The sequence below is a fragment of the Paenarthrobacter sp. NPDC089322 genome (genome assembly GCF_040684895.1).
Taxonomy (GTDB): domain Bacteria; phylum Actinomycetota; class Actinomycetes; order Actinomycetales; family Micrococcaceae; genus Arthrobacter.
On the sequence record NZ_JBFBGW010000004.1, the window covers coordinates 191,911 to 208,471 of the forward strand.

The following is a 16,561-nucleotide window of genomic DNA, read 5'->3' on the forward strand; positions in this document are numbered from 1 at the left end:
GGTGGAAACTATTGGCGAGAAAATGACGACGACGGCGCCCCCGGTCGCCGAACTGCACCTGCACATCGAAGGGACACTCCAGCCGGAGTTGATCTTTGCGCTGGCTGAACGCAACGGCATCGAACTTCCCTACGAAGACATTGACGAGCTGCGCGAAAAGTACGAGTTCACCGATCTGCAGTCCTTCCTTGACCTTTACTACGCCAACATGTCCGTGCTTCAAACGGAGCAGGACTTCACCGACATGACGCGCGCCTACTTGGAACGCGCCGCCGCTGGGGGAGTGCGCCACGCCGAAATCATGATGGATCCCCAGGCCCACGTGTCCAGGGGAGTGGCGCTGGAGACGTGCGTCAACGGGGTGGCCAACGCCTTGGCGACGTCGCAAGAGGACTACGGCGTGTCCACCCTCCTCATCGCCGCGTTCCTGAGGGACATGTCCGAGGATTCTGCCCTCGAGGTGCTGGAACAGCTGCTCGCCATGCACGCTCCCATTGCCGGCATCGGGTTGGACTCCGCAGAGGTAGGTAATCCGCCGTCGAAGTTTGAGCGACTGTACCAACGCGCCGGTGAGGCGGGACTGCGAAGGATCGCGCACGCGGGCGAGGAAGGCCCGGCGTCGTACATCACGGAGGCCTTGGACTTGCTGCATGTTGAGCGCATCGACCACGGCATCCGCTGCATGGAGGACACGGATGTGGTGCAGCGGTTGGTGGCCGAGCAAGTGCCGTTGACCGTTTGTCCGCTGTCCAATGTCCGGTTGCGCGCCGTGGACAAGCTCGCTGACCACCCGCTTCCTGCCATGCTCGCCATCGGCCTCAATGTGTGCGTGAATTCCGACGATCCCGCCTATTTCGGTGGCTACGTTGATGACAACTTTGAACAGTTGGCCGGCGTCCTGGGCTTCTCGGTCCCGGAGCAGGCAACGCTTGCTGCCAACTCGATCCGTTCCTCTTTCGCCAGCGATGCCCGGAAAGCGGAGTTGCTCGATGAAGTCACGGAATGGGTCAAGGCGACGGTGCCTGCCGAGTAGGGTTTTTGCCTCTCAGGCGAGACCCGTCCATCACTTCGCGCGGCGGGAATGTCACACTCGGTCACGACACACGGTGTTAACCAATATCAGTCGCGGAAATTAACAAATCGTTGGCAGACTTCAAGGGAGTATCCACCCCTAGAAGGAGAATCATGGGCGCGAACACCGCCGAGAACACCAACCTTCGTCTGAAGGCCGTACTGGACATCCTCGCCGAAGGCGTGTGGTCCGGAGCATCGCTGAACGCCGGTGAAGTTCTGGCAGAAGCTATTGCACGCGTTCCTTTCAATGATCACGAGGCAGAACTTCTCAGCGGCGGAATTCCCCGTGGCCACAAGAGCCTCACCACGGCGTCCGCCAAGCTGGTCAAGGCTGGTTGGCTGGTCAAGGGGCGCTCGGGTTGGACTATTCCGGAAGACGGCTTGCGTGCGACGGTCGCATTCCCGGATGTTGCCACCTTCGCAGGTGCCCTCGACGCCGGAACCCCGGTCCCGGCCGACGTCCCGGTCCCCACCGCCCCGCCCGCCAAGCCTAAGACGAAGAAGGCGGCCGCACCGAAGAAGGCCACCGCGCCCAAGGTTGCCGCAACCGATGTAGCAGAGCCGAAGGTCGCTGCAGCCAAGGTGTCCGCTCCGAAGGCGACCGCTACCAAGGCCGCTGCGGCGAAGGCAGCTCCTGCAGCGAAGAAGTCCACCCGGAAGGCGCCGGCCAAGGCAGCGGCCGCTTCCGCCGTCGAGACCCTGCCGCAGCCGGACGCCGTCGCGATTGCCGGTGACTTCAACAAGATCCTGGGCGCGCCCGAGGATTGGGCTCCCCAGTACGACGAAGCCCAGATGGAGTTCAACCCGCTGGTCCAGCTGTGGTCACTGACAGCCGAGCTCCCGGCCGGTTTCTACACCTACAAGATCGCGCTGAACCGGTCCTGGGACGAGAACTACGGCGCGTTCGGCACCCGCGACGGTGCGAACCACGAGTTGAACCACGACGGCGGTCCGGTCACCTTCACGTACGACCACGCGACGCGCGACATCGTGGTGGGCTAGCTCCTGCGCTTCCGAACCCCGCCCTTGTTCGTTAAGCCCGGCCTTGAAGGCGGGGAATGCCGAACAAGGGCGGGATTCGTTAAGGTGGGTCCATGGCAGCAGACGGAGTGCGCCTTACCGCGCGGGTTTCCGGGGTAGTCCAGGGCGTTGGTTTTCGCTATTGGACGGCCCGAAAAGCGGACGAGCTCCTGCTGACGGGGACCGTGCGTAACCACGTCGATGGGTCCGTGGAACTCGTGGCCGAGGGACCGGGGCCGGACATTGACCGAATGCTGGCTTGGCTGAACTCGTCCAGAGCCCCCGGACGGGTTGAGAATGTGGAATCGGAGGTAACGGAAGCAACGGGAGAGTTCGGCGAGTTCCGCATTATCGGCTAGCCCAGTGGAGCTACACGCCAGGCGAGGTGGTGCCGAGTCCGCACTCCGTGGCGGCCAGCAGTAACTCTTGGTCGTAGGCAATCACGCTGTCCACTTGCAACCTAATGGCGGTTGCCAAGTGTTTCGCGCCGGCGCTCCGAAGCTGCCTTGGCAAGGCAGAGGCCTACATCAGGTCTGAGCGGGTGACATCCACTAAGTTGATTCCTGCAAGAACGTCGTTGACCTGGTCAAAGGGCAGATTCCGACGGCGCGCTGCACAGTGAAGCTCGGTGTAGAAAAGCATGGACGCAACCAGGTGCCCTCCGGACGCGCTGATACTGGTCAGGTGCGTCGCCAGGGACTCGGACTCGTGCTCGTCCACCACCAGTTTCAGAAGGGCAGAAGTGTCCGCGTATAGGATCACCGATCGCCACGCAGATCAGCAAGTATCTCCTCGGTGGCCATCTCACTCTTGACGCGGGGCAGGAAGCGGAAGTCGACTGGCGTGCCTATGGCTGGTCGGACGCTGCAGGCCTGTAGTAAGCGTTCCAATGGTGATGCCGATGGCGGGATCAACGTAGCGGCAACTTCGCCGTTGTTGGTCACGTCAATGACTTCGCCGTTTTTCACGCGCTCGAGGATCTTGCTGCTGTGATTGCGTAGCTCACGGTGTGGGATGGTTGTCATGATCTGCCTCCGTAGCAATCGGAGCACGCACGCTGCTAGCGGGTCGCTTCAACATAGTGTTCCAGGGGCTTCAGCGCGGGCTGCGATGAAGCATCCCGCACCGCATCCGCACCCACGGCATTCGCTGCGGCCAACGCGTGCGCATAATCGAGCCCGGACTGAAGAGCCAACACCAGGGCGGCGCAGAAGGCGTCGCCTGCGCCGATCGTGTTGGCGATCTCCGTGACGCGCACGGCCGGGGCCTCAGCGATGCGGTCACCGTGCTCGAAGATCGCCGAGCCCTCGCCGCCATAGGTCACTGCGACAAGAGGGGCCTGGCGCAGCTCCGGGATGAGCTCGTACTCTGTTTCATTCACAATCACCAGGTCGCATCGTTCCAGGAGCTCCGGGATGATCGGCAGTGCTGGTGCTGCGTTCAAGGCAAAGAAGCCGCTGGCACGCTGTGCAGCTTCCAAAACTACTTGCTGGTCCACCTCGAGCTGGCACAGGACAGCCCCGCCCTCCGGAAAGGCGGCGTCGGCCACCGCTACATCGGCATTGGCTCCCGGGCACACCACAATCTGGTTCTCGCCCTCACCGTCCACCAGGACCAAGGCGGTGCCTGTGGCCGAGTCAACGCGGGCAACATGACTGATATCGACGCCGGCACTCGCCATAGCGGTCAGCAGGGTGCGGCCCGCTTCGTCCCGGCCGACAGCCCCGACCATTCGGGAGGCCCCGGACAGCCGGGCGGCGGCGACCGCCTGGTTGGCACCTTTACCGCCGGGTTGCTGCCGAAGGACGGCCCCGCCCACGGTCTCACCTGGTGTTGGAAGGCGGCTTGCAGTTGCAGTGATGTCGAGGTTGATGCTGCCCATCACGGTAAGTGGAGCAGGCATGGCGGGATGGACGGAAGAACTCATGATGGGACCTTTGCGGGAATTCAGGAGGATTGGATGACGGAGAGATGCCCGGCCCGTGCGGCCACGAGGCATTTGGCCAGGTAGAACGGCGCATTCTTGCTACGTACGTATTGGGTGAGTACCAACACCGGGTCGGAGGGGCGAAGGTCCAGCAACTTGGCACGGCTCGGACCTACGGTACTCAAGCTGATTTCGCATTCTCCGGGGCCGAGCGACAATCCCGGGAGATCGCTGAGCACCTCCAGAAGTGTTGATGCCGGAAGTGCCGGGGCGTTTGCGGCAGCGGTGACGGCATCTGCTTCGGGGATGCCCGCGGCGATATTCTCCTGCAGGTGCGCCACGGGTTCGCCGTTCCTGATAAGGACGCTTTCCCAGAAGAAGCACTCCTCGTCGGGTTGAATGCCAACGCCGGGAGCCACGAACTCGGAAGCCGGCTGCGTGAGGGTAGCCATCCGTTTGACCTGGATGTCTGCATCCTGGCCGCCCAGCAACTGGTCGAACGGCCGGATGTGTTCGATGCCAATCCTGGGCAGGGTATCCGCCACGAAGCGACCCACTCCGCGACGTGCCCGCGTGAGCCCGTCTTCCTCCAGCAGCATCAGTGCTTCCCGGATCACGGTGCGGCTGACGTCCATCATGGTGCCAAGCTCTGTCTCGGTGGGCAGGAGTGAGCCCGGAGGGAGGAGCTTGGTGCGAATGGCCTCTGCAATCCGCGAGTAGGCCATCACGCGGAGGGGCTGGCCTGGCTGGCTAACGAGAGGTCGGGACAGGAACTGGACAGCATTGTCGGTCAAGGGTGCCTCGCTTGAGATCGGTTACCGACACTGTACCGGAAGACTGTGATAGGTTGCACAAGCTCGTAATACATGCTTGTATAACAACTCACATCTCGCGGCGCCATTCTGCGCCATCGGACAAAGGAGTTTGATGTGAACATCCCCAACACCGCGGTAGAGCCGCAGTCGGAAGCGGCTGAACCCCAAGCCTTGCCCGGCGCGGACGGAGGCCGCTTCCACGGCAAAGCTGCCGCGTTCCTGATCACCACGCTTGTCCTTGCGGTCCTGTCCTTCCAGCTCAACGCGAGCATGATCACCCCGGCACTCCCGCAGATCGGCGCCTTCTTCGGTGAGACTCCGGAGGCGGTGGCACAGGTGCAGTCCATGTTCTTCCTGGCCGGCGCCATTTCCGGTCCCGTCATCGGAAGGTGGAGCGACTTCATCGGCCGCCGCACGGCACTCTTAGTCGTCTTGGCCATCATGAGTGCCGGAACTGTGCTGTGCATCTTCGCCCCGAACCTTCCCTTGCTGGTCACAGGCCGGTTCATGCAGGGTGTTTCGAGTGCCATCTTCGCGCTGTCATACATCGTCCTCAACGAGTACCTGCCTGCCCGGCTTTTTGGCACGTCCATCGGCATCATCGCTGCAATCAATGGCGGAGTCGGAGGCGTGGACGGCTACTTCGGTGGGCTCATGGCTGAGACGCTTGGGTTCCAGTCCATCTTTGTTGCCGTGCTCGCACTGGCCGCGATCGCCGTCGTCTGCGTCCTCAAAGTCGTCCCGAAGGGACGGCCGGCTACCACGGGTCGCATGGACTGGTGGGGTGCCGGCTCGCTGTCGGTGTTCCTGGTGTTCATCACGTACTTCGTGTCCACAGGATCTTCAGCGGGATGGGCATCGCCCGCAGCGCTCGGCTTGCTGGCCGGCAGCATCGCGTCCTTCACGGCTTTCTGGTTGATCGAGAAGAAGCGCGAAACTCCGCTGGTCGCCGTGCACCATCTCCGTTCGCGCCAAGTCTGGCCAGTCATCGCTACCACCGTGCTCACGCTCGCCGGGATCTTCGCGATCATCAACTTCACCGTGGTTCTCCTCAGCCAGGACAAGGAAAACGGCTTCGGATTCTCCGCCTCGCTCGCCGCACTCCTGTTCCTCACGCCGGCAGCGCTGATCGGTGTGTTCGCGGCGCCGCTTGCAGGCTGGATAGCCGACCGCCGCGGCTGGATCAAAACGGTCCGCGTCGGCACAGCAACCAGCCTTGCCTGCGCGATCGTCGCCGCCCTGTTCGCCAACAACCAAGTCGCCGTGCTCATCGCGATCGCCGCGCTCGGCATCTTCTACAACGGCTTCTTCCTCACGGCCATCAACGGGCTGTCGGTCCTTTTGTCGCCCAAGGAAGCGCCTGCTGCCTTGCCGGGGATCAACGGCGCCTCCTTCGGGATCGGGGCGAGCCTCGGCGTCGTGGTCGTAGCGCCGTTTGCCGGCCAAGGCACAGCAGCCGGGTACTCCACCGCGCTCTGGATCTCGGTGTCCATCACGGTCCTGGCCTTCATTGTCAGCCTGTTCATCGCCGCGCCCAAGGGCGAAAAGATCTAAAACACGAAAGACGGCCCTCCCACCGGGCCAGCCAACTCCGCTCAACAAGCAAACCCGAAATGAGAGACCATGAACCAGCCAGCACCTTTTTTCCTTGACTGCGACACCGGCATCGACGACGCCCTCGCACTCGCATACCTTCTTGCATCGCCACGTGCGGACCTGGTGGGGATCGGTACCGTCAGCGGCAATATCGATGCGGCCGGAGGTGCACGGAACACGCTTGACCTGCTGCAACTCGCGGGCTACCCGGACATTCCCGTTGCTATCGGCGCGCACGATCCGCAGGAGGGAACTTTTCACGGCGGCGCCCCGCACGTCCACGGCGACAACGGCATCGGTGGAGTGGAGCTTGCCCCGTCTGACCGCGGACCCGTGGAGGTCTCAGCGGCAGAATTGCTGGTTCAGCTAGCGCACAGGTTCCCCGGCGAACTGCGCGTGGTGGCAATCGGCCCGCTGACTAACATCGCAGAAGCCCTTCGCCTGGAGCCGCAACTCACTGAACTCGTCGCCGAGATCACCATCATGGGTGGCGCGGCGCTGGCTCCGGGGAATATCACTCCCGTCTCCGAGGCCAACATCGCCAACGACCCCGAAGCTGCCGCGGAAGTCCTTGCTGCCGACTGGAACGTGACCCTCGTACCCTTGGACGTCACCATGACCAACGTCCTCGAGGAAAACCACCGCCAGGAACTGTTGGCCTCCGAACATCCGGTTTCGCAAGCGCTTGGCGAGATGCTGGGCTACTACTTCGGCTTCTACATCGACATTTTCGGCCGTGCGTGCTCAGCGATGCACGACCCCCTCGCCGCGGCCATCGCCGTCAGGGGAGTGGAAGTGGCCACAGCGCCCAAGGTTAGGGTGCAGGTTGATACGACCACCGGACCAAGCCGCGGCCAGACCGTGTGCGACCTCCGCGGACAGTACCTCGGCTTCCCCGACCAGCGCGGAGCCCGGTGCCGAGTAGTGCTCGAGATCGGGGAAAAGTTTGCGCCCCACCTGCTCGGTACCCTGCAGGCGGCCTGGCTGTCCGAGGAGCAGGTGGCAGAGCCCGTCACTTAACCCAACTGGGTCGCAGTAGAGCGCGTTTAGACCCGTCATAACGCGCTCTGCTGCGACTTACTTGGGTTTAGGCGTACATGAGCGAGCCTGGCGTGGTGAGTTTCTCGCCGGTCTCGAGCCAGGTCTTGAGGCCGGAGAGAATCATGGGCCAGCCGCCGTAGAGCTGATCGTTAGCGCCTTCGCGGAGTTGGTCGTGCGTGACGGTGAGATGGCACGAATCGCCTACCGGTTCGATTTCCCATGTGATCCGTGAAGTGCCCTCCGCCTTGACGTCCTCGCCCCACAGCGCACGCATGGTCTGGACAAGGCGGCGCGGCGGGTCGACCTCGATGTTCTCGCCCTCGCCCAGGGGTTCGTCGGCCTTCACGTTCCGCATTTCGAAGCGTCCGCCCGGCGTCCAATCCGAGGTGAAGGTGTTACCGAACTGGTAGTTGCTGCGGATCTCGCTGGTGGTGATGGCCTCCCAGAGCCGTTCCGGAGTGGTCTTGATGTAAATCTCGAAGATCTTTTCCATGGGACTTTCCAATCTGGATTTGAGGTCGCTGAGGGCAGCGGCCCATGGTTCTGCGTATTTGCTCACCCAGCGGTCGTGGATGAGCCGGATGGGAACCGGATTCAGGAAGTGCAGCTTTTCACGCCCCCGACGGCGGGTGACCACCAGTCCGGCATCCTCCAGCAGTTTGAGGTGCTTTGCGATGCCGAAACGGGTCATCTCGAACCGGGCTCCGAGAGCTGAGGCGGATTGCCCATCCTCGCGGAACAACTCATCGAGCAGCTCCCGCCGAGTGGGGTCTGCCAGTGCTTTGAACACGGCGTCCATGGATTCAGAATAGGTGACCATTTGGTCACGTGTCAACGGATTTTGGGAAGGCCTAAGGGCTGTGAACCGCCTTACTTAAAGGTTCGTGCGGACCAGCGCACCTTGGGCAATGACCGTACTGACCTTTTCGAGGGCGGACCCATCGGCCAGCGGGTCGGCGTCGATCACCACGACGTCAGCAACGGCGCCGCGCACGAGCCGGCCGACTGTGTCGCCGCGTCCCAGCAGCTTGGCCGCATTCGTGGTCGCGGCCTGCAAGGCTTCCAGCGGGCTGAGGCCGGCTTCCGCCAACAAGCGCGCCTCCGTGCCGATCGGCGTGACATCCGTGCCAAACGAATCGGTTCCGGCAACGATGGTGACGCCGGCTTCTTTGGCAGCCCGGACCGCAGCCTGAAGGATGGGGGTGTACTCTTTCCCTCGGGCAGCCAGGACCGGGTTGGATGAGGCAGCCATGCTGGTAATTGCATCCATGGTGGGCGTGAAGAAAGTTCCTCGACGGGACATCTCGTGGATGGTTGCTTCGCTCATGAACACACCATGCTCAATGCTGCGGACCCCGGCCCGGACAGCGCCGTCGATGCCCTCGGCGCTGTAGGCATGGCAGAGTACTCCGGCACCCTTGGCCGCTTTGACGATCGCTCCGATTTGGTCCACGGTGTAGACCAGTTCGCGAGGGTCTTGCTCGGGGAGGCCTGCGCGAGGATTGGCGCGGGTCTTGATGACCTTGGCGCCACGCTTAAGGTTAACCCGGGTGAGGTACGCGAGGTCTTGTGTTTCCGTGACGCCAGCGCTGAGCGTTGCCAGCGGGGCGAGGTCAGGATCAGCAAGCAACGAATCTCCCAGATCAGGGGAGACAAACAGTCCCGCCGGCGTCATACGCGGTGACACGCCTGGCGCCCAGGAGGGCAGGGCAGCCAAGGCAACATCCTGGTAGAAGCTGCTTGATCCGCTGCGGACGCTCGTGGCGCCGCCCTGCAAGATAGTGCGTGCATCTGCCAGCGCGTTTGCGTGGACGTGGGCGTCCACCAGGCCGGGCAGCACCCAGCGGCCGAACGCGTTCAGTTTCCGCGCGCGCCCCGCGACGGCTGCTACGGCCTTGAGCGTTTCATCGCGGGTGCCAACGGCGGCGACCTTGCCGCCGTCGAGAACTACCACGCCGTCGGCAATGGCATCCCCGGTTGCGGGGTCCACCACCGTTCCGCCTTCAATGATGAGGGCCTGGGTGGTCAGGGGACTGCCGGGATAGTTGGGCCCGGAGTCAGGAGCCTCTGCCCGGGCGGCAGGCGCAGAAGCCAGTTGTGCTGCAATGCCCGCCACTGAAATCCCGGCCAGGGCTGCGGCGCCCGCCAGGATGCCGCGGCGGGGAAGCTCGCCTTGTGGTTTCGGGGCCGAGGTGTGGTCATGCAGGCACATCGTTGTACTCCTGGGTATGGCGGAAAGTGAAAGTGTCACTTTTGGTATTCCAGAATGCCAGAGCGAGCCTCATGAAGCAAGACTTCATCGCCAAAAAGTGCCTTATGGTATCCCAAGGACGCTTTGCCGGCCCCAGCCGCACGGGACGTTAACCGAAAACCACCATGCCGTCGTCGTTAATGCGCCAGCCGGGGTTGTGCGCGATCTCCCAGACGACGCCGTTCGGATCCTTCACGTGCCCGTGGAAGATGCCGCCAAAAGCACCTTCCTGGGCCGGTTTCAGCACGGTGGCACCCGCGGCTTGCAAGCGTTCGATGGTGCTGCTGACCGCGGCCGCGCTGTCCACGTTGTGCGAAAGCGTCACCCCGCTGACGTCGGTGGTGGGAATGGTGCTGTTCAAGTCTTGATCGAACTTCTCGGCATCGAACAGTCCAAGCACCAGCCCGGGCCCCACTTGGAAGAAGATGATTTCTCCGGGCACATCCATGAGTGGATCCCAGCCGAGCCCGTCCTTATAGAAAGCACGGGCCCGGTTGAGGTCCTTGGTGGCGAAAGTGATGAAGTGCAGTCGCTGGTCCATATCGCACATGCTAACGGCAGGGGGCGACGGCGGAACTCAGCTCAGGTGCTGGCGCGCACCGTTCAGATGGGAGGCCGGGGCGTCGAAGAGGGCGGAGATGTGGTCACCCAGCTCGTTCACGTGGGTGTAGCCGGGGAACTTCCGGTGGGGCGCGGCTTCCCGCATGGCGTCATCGAGGAGTGCCTTGACCACGAACACCACGGCGGCCGACGTTTGTTCCTTCGGCTCGGTCTTATGGCCGGACTGCGCCGCTTCGAAGCCTTCGGCGACGCCCAGAACCCATGCCTCGGAAGCGGCTTTGATGGCAGCGTACCCGGCGTTCGATGCCGTTGGTTTGGCCGCGGTTGTCGCCGAGACGATGGCCAGGCGCCCCCGCGGCGAAGCTTCAAGATCGGGGTAGAAGGCCCGCGAGGTGTTCCGGAGCGTCGTCATGATGCTCGTGTGCAGCACGTCCCAGTCTTCGTCGGTTTGGCCGGTGATGCCGTCTCCGCCACGCCATCCGCCCACGAGGTGGACCAGTCCATCGACGCTTCCGAATTCGTCCCGGACCGTGTTTGCCAGTTCGTTGACCGACTCCGCATCAGCCAGGTTGCAGGTGTAGGGCACCACGCCATCGTGTGCGCTGGCCAGGGCATCGAGGCGTGCGGCGTCGAGATCCACGGCAGCGACGCGGGCGCCGGCTGCAACGAGGGACCCGACCACGGCGTGGCCGGCTGCGCTTGTGGATCCTGCAACTACCACGGTGAGAGGAGCGGATGGGTTGGTCGACGATGCCACGTCGTTGTGCGCATTCGTGATCGGCACAGGGCGTCCTTCCGTACGGGAATTGATGTCGCTTGGAGCTTAGCGAATCGGACAGGCCGACTTATCATTGACGGAGCTGAGAGTAAGAAATTCTCACGCTCGGCGGGACCGTGACTCACGGAGGACTCCTATCAGTGGCGCTTACCGTTGAGGCCGTGTCCGCGCCGGTGGGAGGATGAATCTGTGGACTCCTTCTTCGACTTCCTGGGCAGTTACTGGTGGATCGTGTTCCCAATAGCCGGAATGGCTGGAGGGTGGGCCAAATCGTGGTCGCGCGCCAGCGAGCGCAGGCATAGGCGCAAGGTGGAGTTGTACAAGCTGAAGAACCAGCAACTCGTTGCCGAGAAGGCCAGTCAGTCTGAGGTTGCTGCGCTGATGGCGGCGCATGACGCCGTGAACCATAAATGGCTGGACTATGAGTTGGATGTCGGAAAGCTCATCGACTTTCCCCTGATGACCGATGTCCGGGAGCCGCTGACCGTAGCTTTTTTGCGGGCCAAGAAGGAGGCTGACGGTTTGCGGCCCGCTGCTTCGGCGGACATCACGACGGCGGCCCGCCTCGCTGAATACCGGGCCGCAGTCCACGGTTTTGAATTGGCGTTCGATGTGGCAGAAAGGGAGGCCAGGCGCATCAAGGACGGCAATTTCACCGGTCCGGAACGCCAACGGCTCGCGACGGCCAGGAAGTTGCTGCGTATCGCGGAGGACGTCGCCGCAACACCCGCGGAGCGACAAACTGCTTACAAGCGTGCCCGCAAGGAATTGGACGGGCTCATCGTCTTGCCGGAAGCAACTGTTGCCGCGCTGGAAGAAAAGGTTGCAGGGATGATCGACTCCCGCAAAGACCCGGATACGGACGTTCGATTCGCTTGAGGGCGCGTGGGCCGGGCCTTCAGCACCGTGTTTGAAGCCAGAACGGCCGTTCCGCAACCATTAGTGGTTGCGGAACGGCCGCTGTAGGTTCAAAGAAGGTCGTGAAGCGCCACGCCCCGGGGCCCGGTGCTTACCCCCGCCCCATGCTCGTGGAGGGATCTTCCCCGCCTTCCGAGGGGTCGGCGCGCAGTTCGTCCGGATTGCCGCCGGGCAGGCCGGCGGGACCCCGGACATCGCCGGACGCGGCGGGCAAGTCCTCGTCCCCCTCGCGGTCCTGGTTCATGTCGCTGTCAGTTACTCCGGCGTTGTGGGTCGGGTGTTCCTCGCGGGCTTCGCCATCGCGGGCCACAGCGAATGAGCGGCCCTCGGTTTCGTGAGCCTGCTCTTCGGGTGTATCCGAGTCCATCGCATTGGACCCCTCGCTGAGGGAGGAGTGCACGTGGATGTCGTCGGCTTTCTCGTTCGGTTCAGGCACCTGCCCCTTGTCTATGGGATCGGAGGTCCCGGCCAGGTCTTCCATGGCGTTTTCCGTTGCTTTGCGGATGCTGTCTTCTACGCCCATCAGATGACTCCTTCGCAGTGAACGGTCCGGTTCCCGGACCTGCCTTCAAAAGTAAGCCTACTTACTTTTCATTCGATGTAACACCCCGGCGGAGTTGACAGATCGGCCCGGATCAGCTTGTGAAACCGCAGGTCAGAACTCGTCGTGGCACACTTTGTACCGTTGATCGTTGGACGATATGGTGTCATCAGACCGTTTTGCAGAGGGCGGCGATATTCGCTCCTTTGCTGTCTGCTAGGGACGCTTTTCAGTCAGTAGGAACGTGCCATGGTCAACCCCCGCCCCGAGCAGGAAGCTCTCCAGAATGGCTATTTTCTGGACCTCGTCCTGGGTAGCGAAGACGTCGAGGCGTTTCTGAGCGATTTGGCCGAATTCTCGGCGCGGAGCCTCTCCCACGCAAAGGCCCCCGTATTCTGCGGCATCACTGTCCTCCGCCGGAAAAGGTCAGCCACCGCAGCAAGCTCGGACGAGCGTGCCCGCGTGATGGACGAACTACAGAACACTTTTGAAGGTCCGTGTCTCACTGCGATGGACAAGCTCACCTCGGTCTTGGTTCCCGATCTTCTTCGTGAGCATCGTTGGCCGCAATATGTGGAGGCGGCCTCAAACCAGGGATTGCGATCCATCCTGAGTGTCCCCCTGCTGGTGGAGGGAGACACGCGTGCAGCACTGAACCTTTACTCCGAGCGGGCCCACGCTTTCAATGAAGCGGACGTGGAGCGCGCAGAGGTTTTCGCCTCCCACGCCTCCAAGTCGCTGCGCCTGGCGTTGAAGATCGCCCAGCTCAGCGATGCCCGGAACGACCTCGCCGCAGCGATGCAGTCCCGCACTGTCATCGACCTCGCTGTAGGGGCGATCATGGCGCAGAACCATTGCAGCCAGGAGGAGGCCTTCACCATTCTTCGGACTGCATCCAGCAACCGGAACATCAAGCTCCGGCATCTGGCCCAGTCGATCATCGCAGCGGTTTCCTCCGGGAAGGTCACCACGCATTTCGAGGAGTAGCAGAAACCTACCGGCGCAGGGCACCCTCCCACACGAGCTTCACGGCGTTCCTCACACGCTCGCGCGTAGCGTCGGGGGAGGGTTCCGGCTCACGGACCACCATCTGGTAGTAGTAGACGCCGTTGATGAGGTCGATCATCGCCTCAACATCCACATCGGCTGAGAGTTCGCCAACCTGGATGCCGCGCCGGATCTCCGCGGCCACAGGCTCGCGGCGGCGGGAGACATGGCGGTTCCAGGACAAGGCCCTGAGCTTGTCATTTTCCAGGCCAAGGGCAACACGCTTCTTCACCAAGGCACCAACACGGTTGTCCACGTCCTCGGCGGCAGCTTCGTAGGATGCGAGGATCGTCTCCAACGTGGTCGCTCCGCGTTTCAACTCGACATTCGATCGCACACTGTCCAGCGCGGCCGCCAGGAGTTCTTCGCGGCTGCTCCATCTCCGGTAGAGGGCGGCACGGCTGACGCCCGATCGCTCGGTGATGGCCGAGATCGTCACGTCCCGCGTGTCCCGCTCCAGCAGTAGCTCCACGGTGGCGGCCAGGACGGTGGATTCCAGCGCGGTGTCGCGGGGCCGCCCGGGGCGGCGGTCTGCAACGGCAATCGAGTCAGGCACGGGCAACCACCAGCCGTTCCCGCAACCGCTCGATGGTCGCCTCGGACAGGCCCGCCTGGCGAACAGGCTCCAGCACGCTTCCATGCCTCGAGATCAACAACTGCTGCATGGCTTCCATGGACTCGGCGTGCGCGCCCATCATGGCTCCCATGCCCTGCACGGCTTCCTCATCGAGAACGCGCTCCGGCATGAGGCCGCCCATGATGGCGCGGAGCCGCGGGAACAACTGCGGCAGCCGGGTGGCCGTGACGGCGTAGTCTGCGGAGATGGTTTCCGGGGTGGCGCCGAGGGCGGAAAGCACGACGGCGGCGAACACTCCCGTACGATCCTTACCGGCCGCGCAGTGGAAGACTGTGGCGCCGTCGGACATGGCCACGAGCGTGGCGCCCAAAGCGAGTTGCCTGGCCTGCGTTTCGAGGAGGTTCGCATACCAGGCCCCAACCTGTGCAGGAGTAGTCGCCGCGGACATGAGGTCCTCGCTGATGTCCTCGGGCGCGGCAACAGACGCCGTCAGGGCGAGGTGATGGTAGTTCACGCCCGGCACGGTGAGTGGTCCCCTCCCTGTCAGGAGTGCCTCTTCAGGTGAGCGGAGGTCGATCACGGACGTGACGCCGTCGTCGATCATCTGCCGGGCGAAAGCCGCAGGCATCACGGAGACGTCATCGCTGCGCAGCAGCACGCCGGCGCGGGTGGTGCCGCCGTCCACCGGCAGGCCGCCGAGGTCGCGGAGATTTACGGGAGCAAGGTCAAGAATCTGGGTTTCCAAAGAGAGTTCCTAGCTGAGCTTGGCGCGGACGAAGGCGCTGACCCGGTCGATGATGGTCACCAGCACGACGATGCTGATGATGATGGCGCACAGGTGTCCGTAGTCGTACATGCGCATGGCGGTGGTGAGCTCCAGGCCGATGCCGCCGGCGCCCACAAGGCCGAGGATGGTGGCGCCGCGAACGTTGCCTTCGAACAGCAACAGCGTGTAGCTGACCAGCAGCGGTGCGGCTTGGGGGAGCACGGCGTAGCTGATGATCTGCCGCTTGTTCGCCCCGACGGCGGTGAGTGCTTCCACCGGGCCGGGCTGCACGGATTCCATGGCTTCGGCGTACACCTTGCCGATCGAGCCAACGGAACCGAGCACGATCGCCAGGATGCCTGCGAACGGTCCCAGGCCCACGGCAGAGACGAACATCAGCGCGAAGATGAGCTCGGGAATCGACCGCAGCACGTTCAACACGGCACGGCAGGATGTGTAGACCCAGCGCGGTGCGATGTTGCTTGCCGCGCCGAAACTCAGCAGCAGCGAGGCCAGTGCACCCAGGACCGTACCCACCAGCGCCATCTGCAGGGTCTCGACGAGGAGCTTGATGATGACGGGGAACTTATCGAACGTCGGCGGGAAGAGCCGGCTGACGAAGTTGCCCATGTTCGGGATGCCGCTGAGGAGCTTGTCCGGGTTGAAGCCGGCACCCATGCCTGCCCAGACAAGAACGACGGCGATGATCACCCACAGCGCTGCCCCGCGTGGCGTGGGGAGGCCGAAAGGGCGGGAAAGCCGGAGCCGGTCTGCCTCGGGGAGGCTCGTGTCGATCGACTTTCCGGCGCGTGCGGACTCGTTGTTGGTGACGCCCTCAGTTTTCGAGGAGCTCAGTGTCTGTTCCATAAATCTGATGCACCTCCTTTTCGGTGATGTTGGTAGCGGGACCGGCGAACACGAGCTTGCCCGAATGGAGCCCGAGGACGCGATCGGCGTAGCGGCGTGCGAGGCCCACCACGTGGAGGCTGACAATCACCGGAATCTGCTCTTCGCGGGCAATGTCGCGGAGCAGGCCAAGGATATTGCCGGCAAGCCGCGGGTCCAGGGAAGCGACCGGTTCGTCGGCCAGGATGAGCCGCGGCTGCTGCATAAGTGCCCGTGCGATCGCGACACGTTGCTGCTCGCCGCCGCTGAGGCTCCGGCAAGGCTGCTTGGCCTTGTGCGCCAGGCCCACACGGTCCAACAGCTCCAGGGCCCGGGAGCGCTGTGTGCCGCTGAACGTGCCCAGGATGTTGATCGGACCGGCAGAGTGCAGCCCGCCCGTGAGTACGTTGGTGAGGGCAGTCAGCCGCGGCACGAGGTTGAAGTGCTGGAAGACATACCCGACGTCGGAACGCAGCTCCCGCAGGCCGCTTGCGTTCTGCCGGGCTACAGCGCGTCCGGCAACGTCCAGGGTGTCCGCCGTGAAGGGTGCGATGCCCGTGAGGGTCTTCATGAGCGTGGACTTGCCGGAACCGGAGTGTCCCAGCAGCGCCACGACTTCGCCCGGATAGACATCCAGGTCGATGCCGTCCAAAGCCACTTGCTCGCCGTACTGGACCCGAAGCTTGCGCGCGCGGACTGTGGGATCCGCACCCGGGGTGAGTGCCGCCGTCGTGCTTTCACTCAATGTTGCGTCGTTCAAAACC

20 protein-coding genes are annotated in these 16,561 nt (G+C 63.3%); 7 read left to right on the plus strand and 13 right to left on the minus strand.

Translation table 11 applies throughout. The features are described from left to right. The first annotated feature begins 1 nt into the window (after position 1). From AB0N65_RS06535 to AB0N65_RS06545, 3 genes are all read left to right on the plus strand, one after another. On the plus strand, positions 2–1,033 hold the full coding sequence (locus AB0N65_RS06535) for an adenosine deaminase (protein WP_364159318.1): 1,032 nt from the start codon (positions 2–4) through the stop codon (positions 1,031–1,033). Between the two features lie 152 nt (positions 1,034–1,185). Then, positions 1,186–2,076 (plus strand): glycosidase, encoded by an 891-nt coding sequence (locus tag AB0N65_RS06540; RefSeq protein WP_364159321.1) that lies wholly within the window; start codon positions 1,186–1,188, stop codon positions 2,074–2,076. A 92-nt stretch (positions 2,077–2,168) separates the two neighbouring features. Continuing rightward, the gene (locus AB0N65_RS06545; protein WP_364159324.1) at positions 2,169–2,453 is read left to right on the plus strand and encodes an acylphosphatase; all 285 of its coding nucleotides are present in this window, start codon (positions 2,169–2,171) and stop codon (positions 2,451–2,453) included. A 163-nt stretch (positions 2,454–2,616) separates the two neighbouring features. Here the strand turns inward: AB0N65_RS06545 and AB0N65_RS06550 are convergent, their stop codons facing one another. The 4 genes from AB0N65_RS06550 to AB0N65_RS06565 are packed head-to-tail and all read right to left on the minus strand — an operon-like array spanning position 2,617 to position 4,815. Next, complete coding sequence (locus AB0N65_RS06550; RefSeq protein ID WP_364159327.1) at positions 2,617–2,856, minus strand: hypothetical protein; 240 nt, start codon at positions 2,854–2,856, stop codon at positions 2,617–2,619. Continuing rightward, positions 2,853–3,119: a type II toxin-antitoxin system prevent-host-death family antitoxin gene (locus AB0N65_RS06555; protein WP_364159330.1), complete on the minus strand. Its 267-nt coding sequence runs from the start codon at positions 3,117–3,119 to the stop codon at positions 2,853–2,855. The genes AB0N65_RS06550 and AB0N65_RS06555 overlap by 4 nt, the downstream gene beginning before the upstream one ends. Positions 3,120–3,154: 35 nt before the next feature. Beyond that, a complete protein-coding gene (locus AB0N65_RS06560; protein ID WP_364159333.1) occupies positions 3,155–4,021 on the minus strand; it encodes a ribokinase in 867 nt (288 codons plus the stop codon). 20 nt (positions 4,022–4,041) lie between these two features. Then, positions 4,042–4,815 (minus strand): GntR family transcriptional regulator, encoded by a 774-nt coding sequence (locus AB0N65_RS06565; RefSeq protein ID WP_364159336.1) that lies wholly within the window; start codon positions 4,813–4,815, stop codon positions 4,042–4,044. A 135-nt stretch (positions 4,816–4,950) separates the two neighbouring features. On the opposite strand from AB0N65_RS06565, the gene AB0N65_RS06570 reads away from it, so the two are divergent. Together AB0N65_RS06570 and AB0N65_RS06575 are read left to right on the plus strand one after the other, a co-directional pair. Continuing rightward, positions 4,951–6,390 (plus strand): MFS transporter, encoded by a 1,440-nt coding sequence (locus AB0N65_RS06570; RefSeq protein ID WP_364159338.1) that lies wholly within the window; start codon positions 4,951–4,953, stop codon positions 6,388–6,390. A 69-nt stretch (positions 6,391–6,459) separates the two neighbouring features. After that, positions 6,460–7,452: a nucleoside hydrolase gene (locus AB0N65_RS06575; protein ID WP_364159340.1), complete on the plus strand. Its 993-nt coding sequence runs from the start codon at positions 6,460–6,462 to the stop codon at positions 7,450–7,452. A 67-nt stretch (positions 7,453–7,519) separates the two neighbouring features. On the opposite strand, the gene AB0N65_RS06580 is transcribed toward AB0N65_RS06575, so the two are convergent. From AB0N65_RS06580 to AB0N65_RS06595, 4 genes are all read right to left on the minus strand, one after another. Next, positions 7,520–8,272, minus strand: coding sequence for a metalloregulator ArsR/SmtB family transcription factor (locus tag AB0N65_RS06580; RefSeq protein WP_364159593.1), 753 nt, complete (start codon positions 8,270–8,272; stop codon positions 7,520–7,522). Between the two features lie 75 nt (positions 8,273–8,347). Next, entirely contained in the window at positions 8,348–9,685 is a 1,338-nt protein-coding gene (locus tag AB0N65_RS06585) for an amidohydrolase family protein (RefSeq protein WP_364159342.1), read from the minus strand. A 148-nt stretch (positions 9,686–9,833) separates the two neighbouring features. Then, a complete protein-coding gene (locus AB0N65_RS06590) occupies positions 9,834–10,265 on the minus strand; it encodes a VOC family protein (RefSeq protein ID WP_364159344.1) in 432 nt (143 codons plus the stop codon). Between the two features lie 36 nt (positions 10,266–10,301). After that, positions 10,302–11,069 (minus strand): SDR family oxidoreductase, encoded by a 768-nt coding sequence (locus AB0N65_RS06595; RefSeq protein WP_364159346.1) that lies wholly within the window; start codon positions 11,067–11,069, stop codon positions 10,302–10,304. A 183-nt stretch (positions 11,070–11,252) separates the two neighbouring features. Here AB0N65_RS06595 and AB0N65_RS06600 point away from each other — a divergent pair, with 183 nt between their 5' ends. After that, positions 11,253–11,942, plus strand: coding sequence for a hypothetical protein (locus AB0N65_RS06600; protein WP_364159348.1), 690 nt, complete (start codon positions 11,253–11,255; stop codon positions 11,940–11,942). Between the two features lie 130 nt (positions 11,943–12,072). On the opposite strand, the gene AB0N65_RS06605 is transcribed toward AB0N65_RS06600, so the two are convergent. Next, positions 12,073–12,504, minus strand: a complete 432-nt coding sequence (locus tag AB0N65_RS06605) for a hypothetical protein (protein ID WP_364159350.1) — start codon at positions 12,502–12,504, stop codon at positions 12,073–12,075. 267 nt (positions 12,505–12,771) lie between these two features. On the opposite strand from AB0N65_RS06605, the gene AB0N65_RS06610 reads away from it, so the two are divergent. Beyond that, the gene (locus AB0N65_RS06610; RefSeq protein ID WP_364159352.1) at positions 12,772–13,509 is read left to right on the plus strand and encodes a GAF and ANTAR domain-containing protein; all 738 of its coding nucleotides are present in this window, start codon (positions 12,772–12,774) and stop codon (positions 13,507–13,509) included. A gap of 7 nt (positions 13,510–13,516) precedes the next feature. On the opposite strand, the gene AB0N65_RS06615 is transcribed toward AB0N65_RS06610, so the two are convergent. Genes AB0N65_RS06615 through phnC form a run of 4 tightly spaced genes read right to left on the minus strand, consistent with a single transcriptional unit; the run spans position 13,517 to position 16,542 of the window. Then, positions 13,517–14,125 carry a TetR/AcrR family transcriptional regulator gene (locus tag AB0N65_RS06615; protein WP_364159354.1) on the minus strand — a complete coding sequence of 203 codons (609 nt, stop codon included), beginning with the start codon at positions 14,123–14,125 and terminating at the stop codon, positions 13,517–13,519. Continuing rightward, a complete protein-coding gene (locus AB0N65_RS06620) occupies positions 14,118–14,891 on the minus strand; it encodes a tyrosine-protein phosphatase (RefSeq protein WP_364159356.1) in 774 nt (257 codons plus the stop codon). The genes AB0N65_RS06615 and AB0N65_RS06620 overlap by 8 nt, the downstream gene beginning before the upstream one ends. Before the next feature lie 9 nt (positions 14,892–14,900). After that, complete coding sequence (phnE, locus tag AB0N65_RS06625; protein ID WP_364159358.1) at positions 14,901–15,779, minus strand: phosphonate ABC transporter, permease protein PhnE; 879 nt, start codon at positions 15,777–15,779, stop codon at positions 14,901–14,903. Further along, entirely contained in the window at positions 15,748–16,542 is a 795-nt protein-coding gene (gene phnC / locus AB0N65_RS06630) for a phosphonate ABC transporter ATP-binding protein (RefSeq protein WP_364159360.1), read from the minus strand. Before phnC ends, phnE begins: the two co-directional genes overlap by 32 nt. Positions 16,543–16,561: the final 19 nt, after the last annotated feature.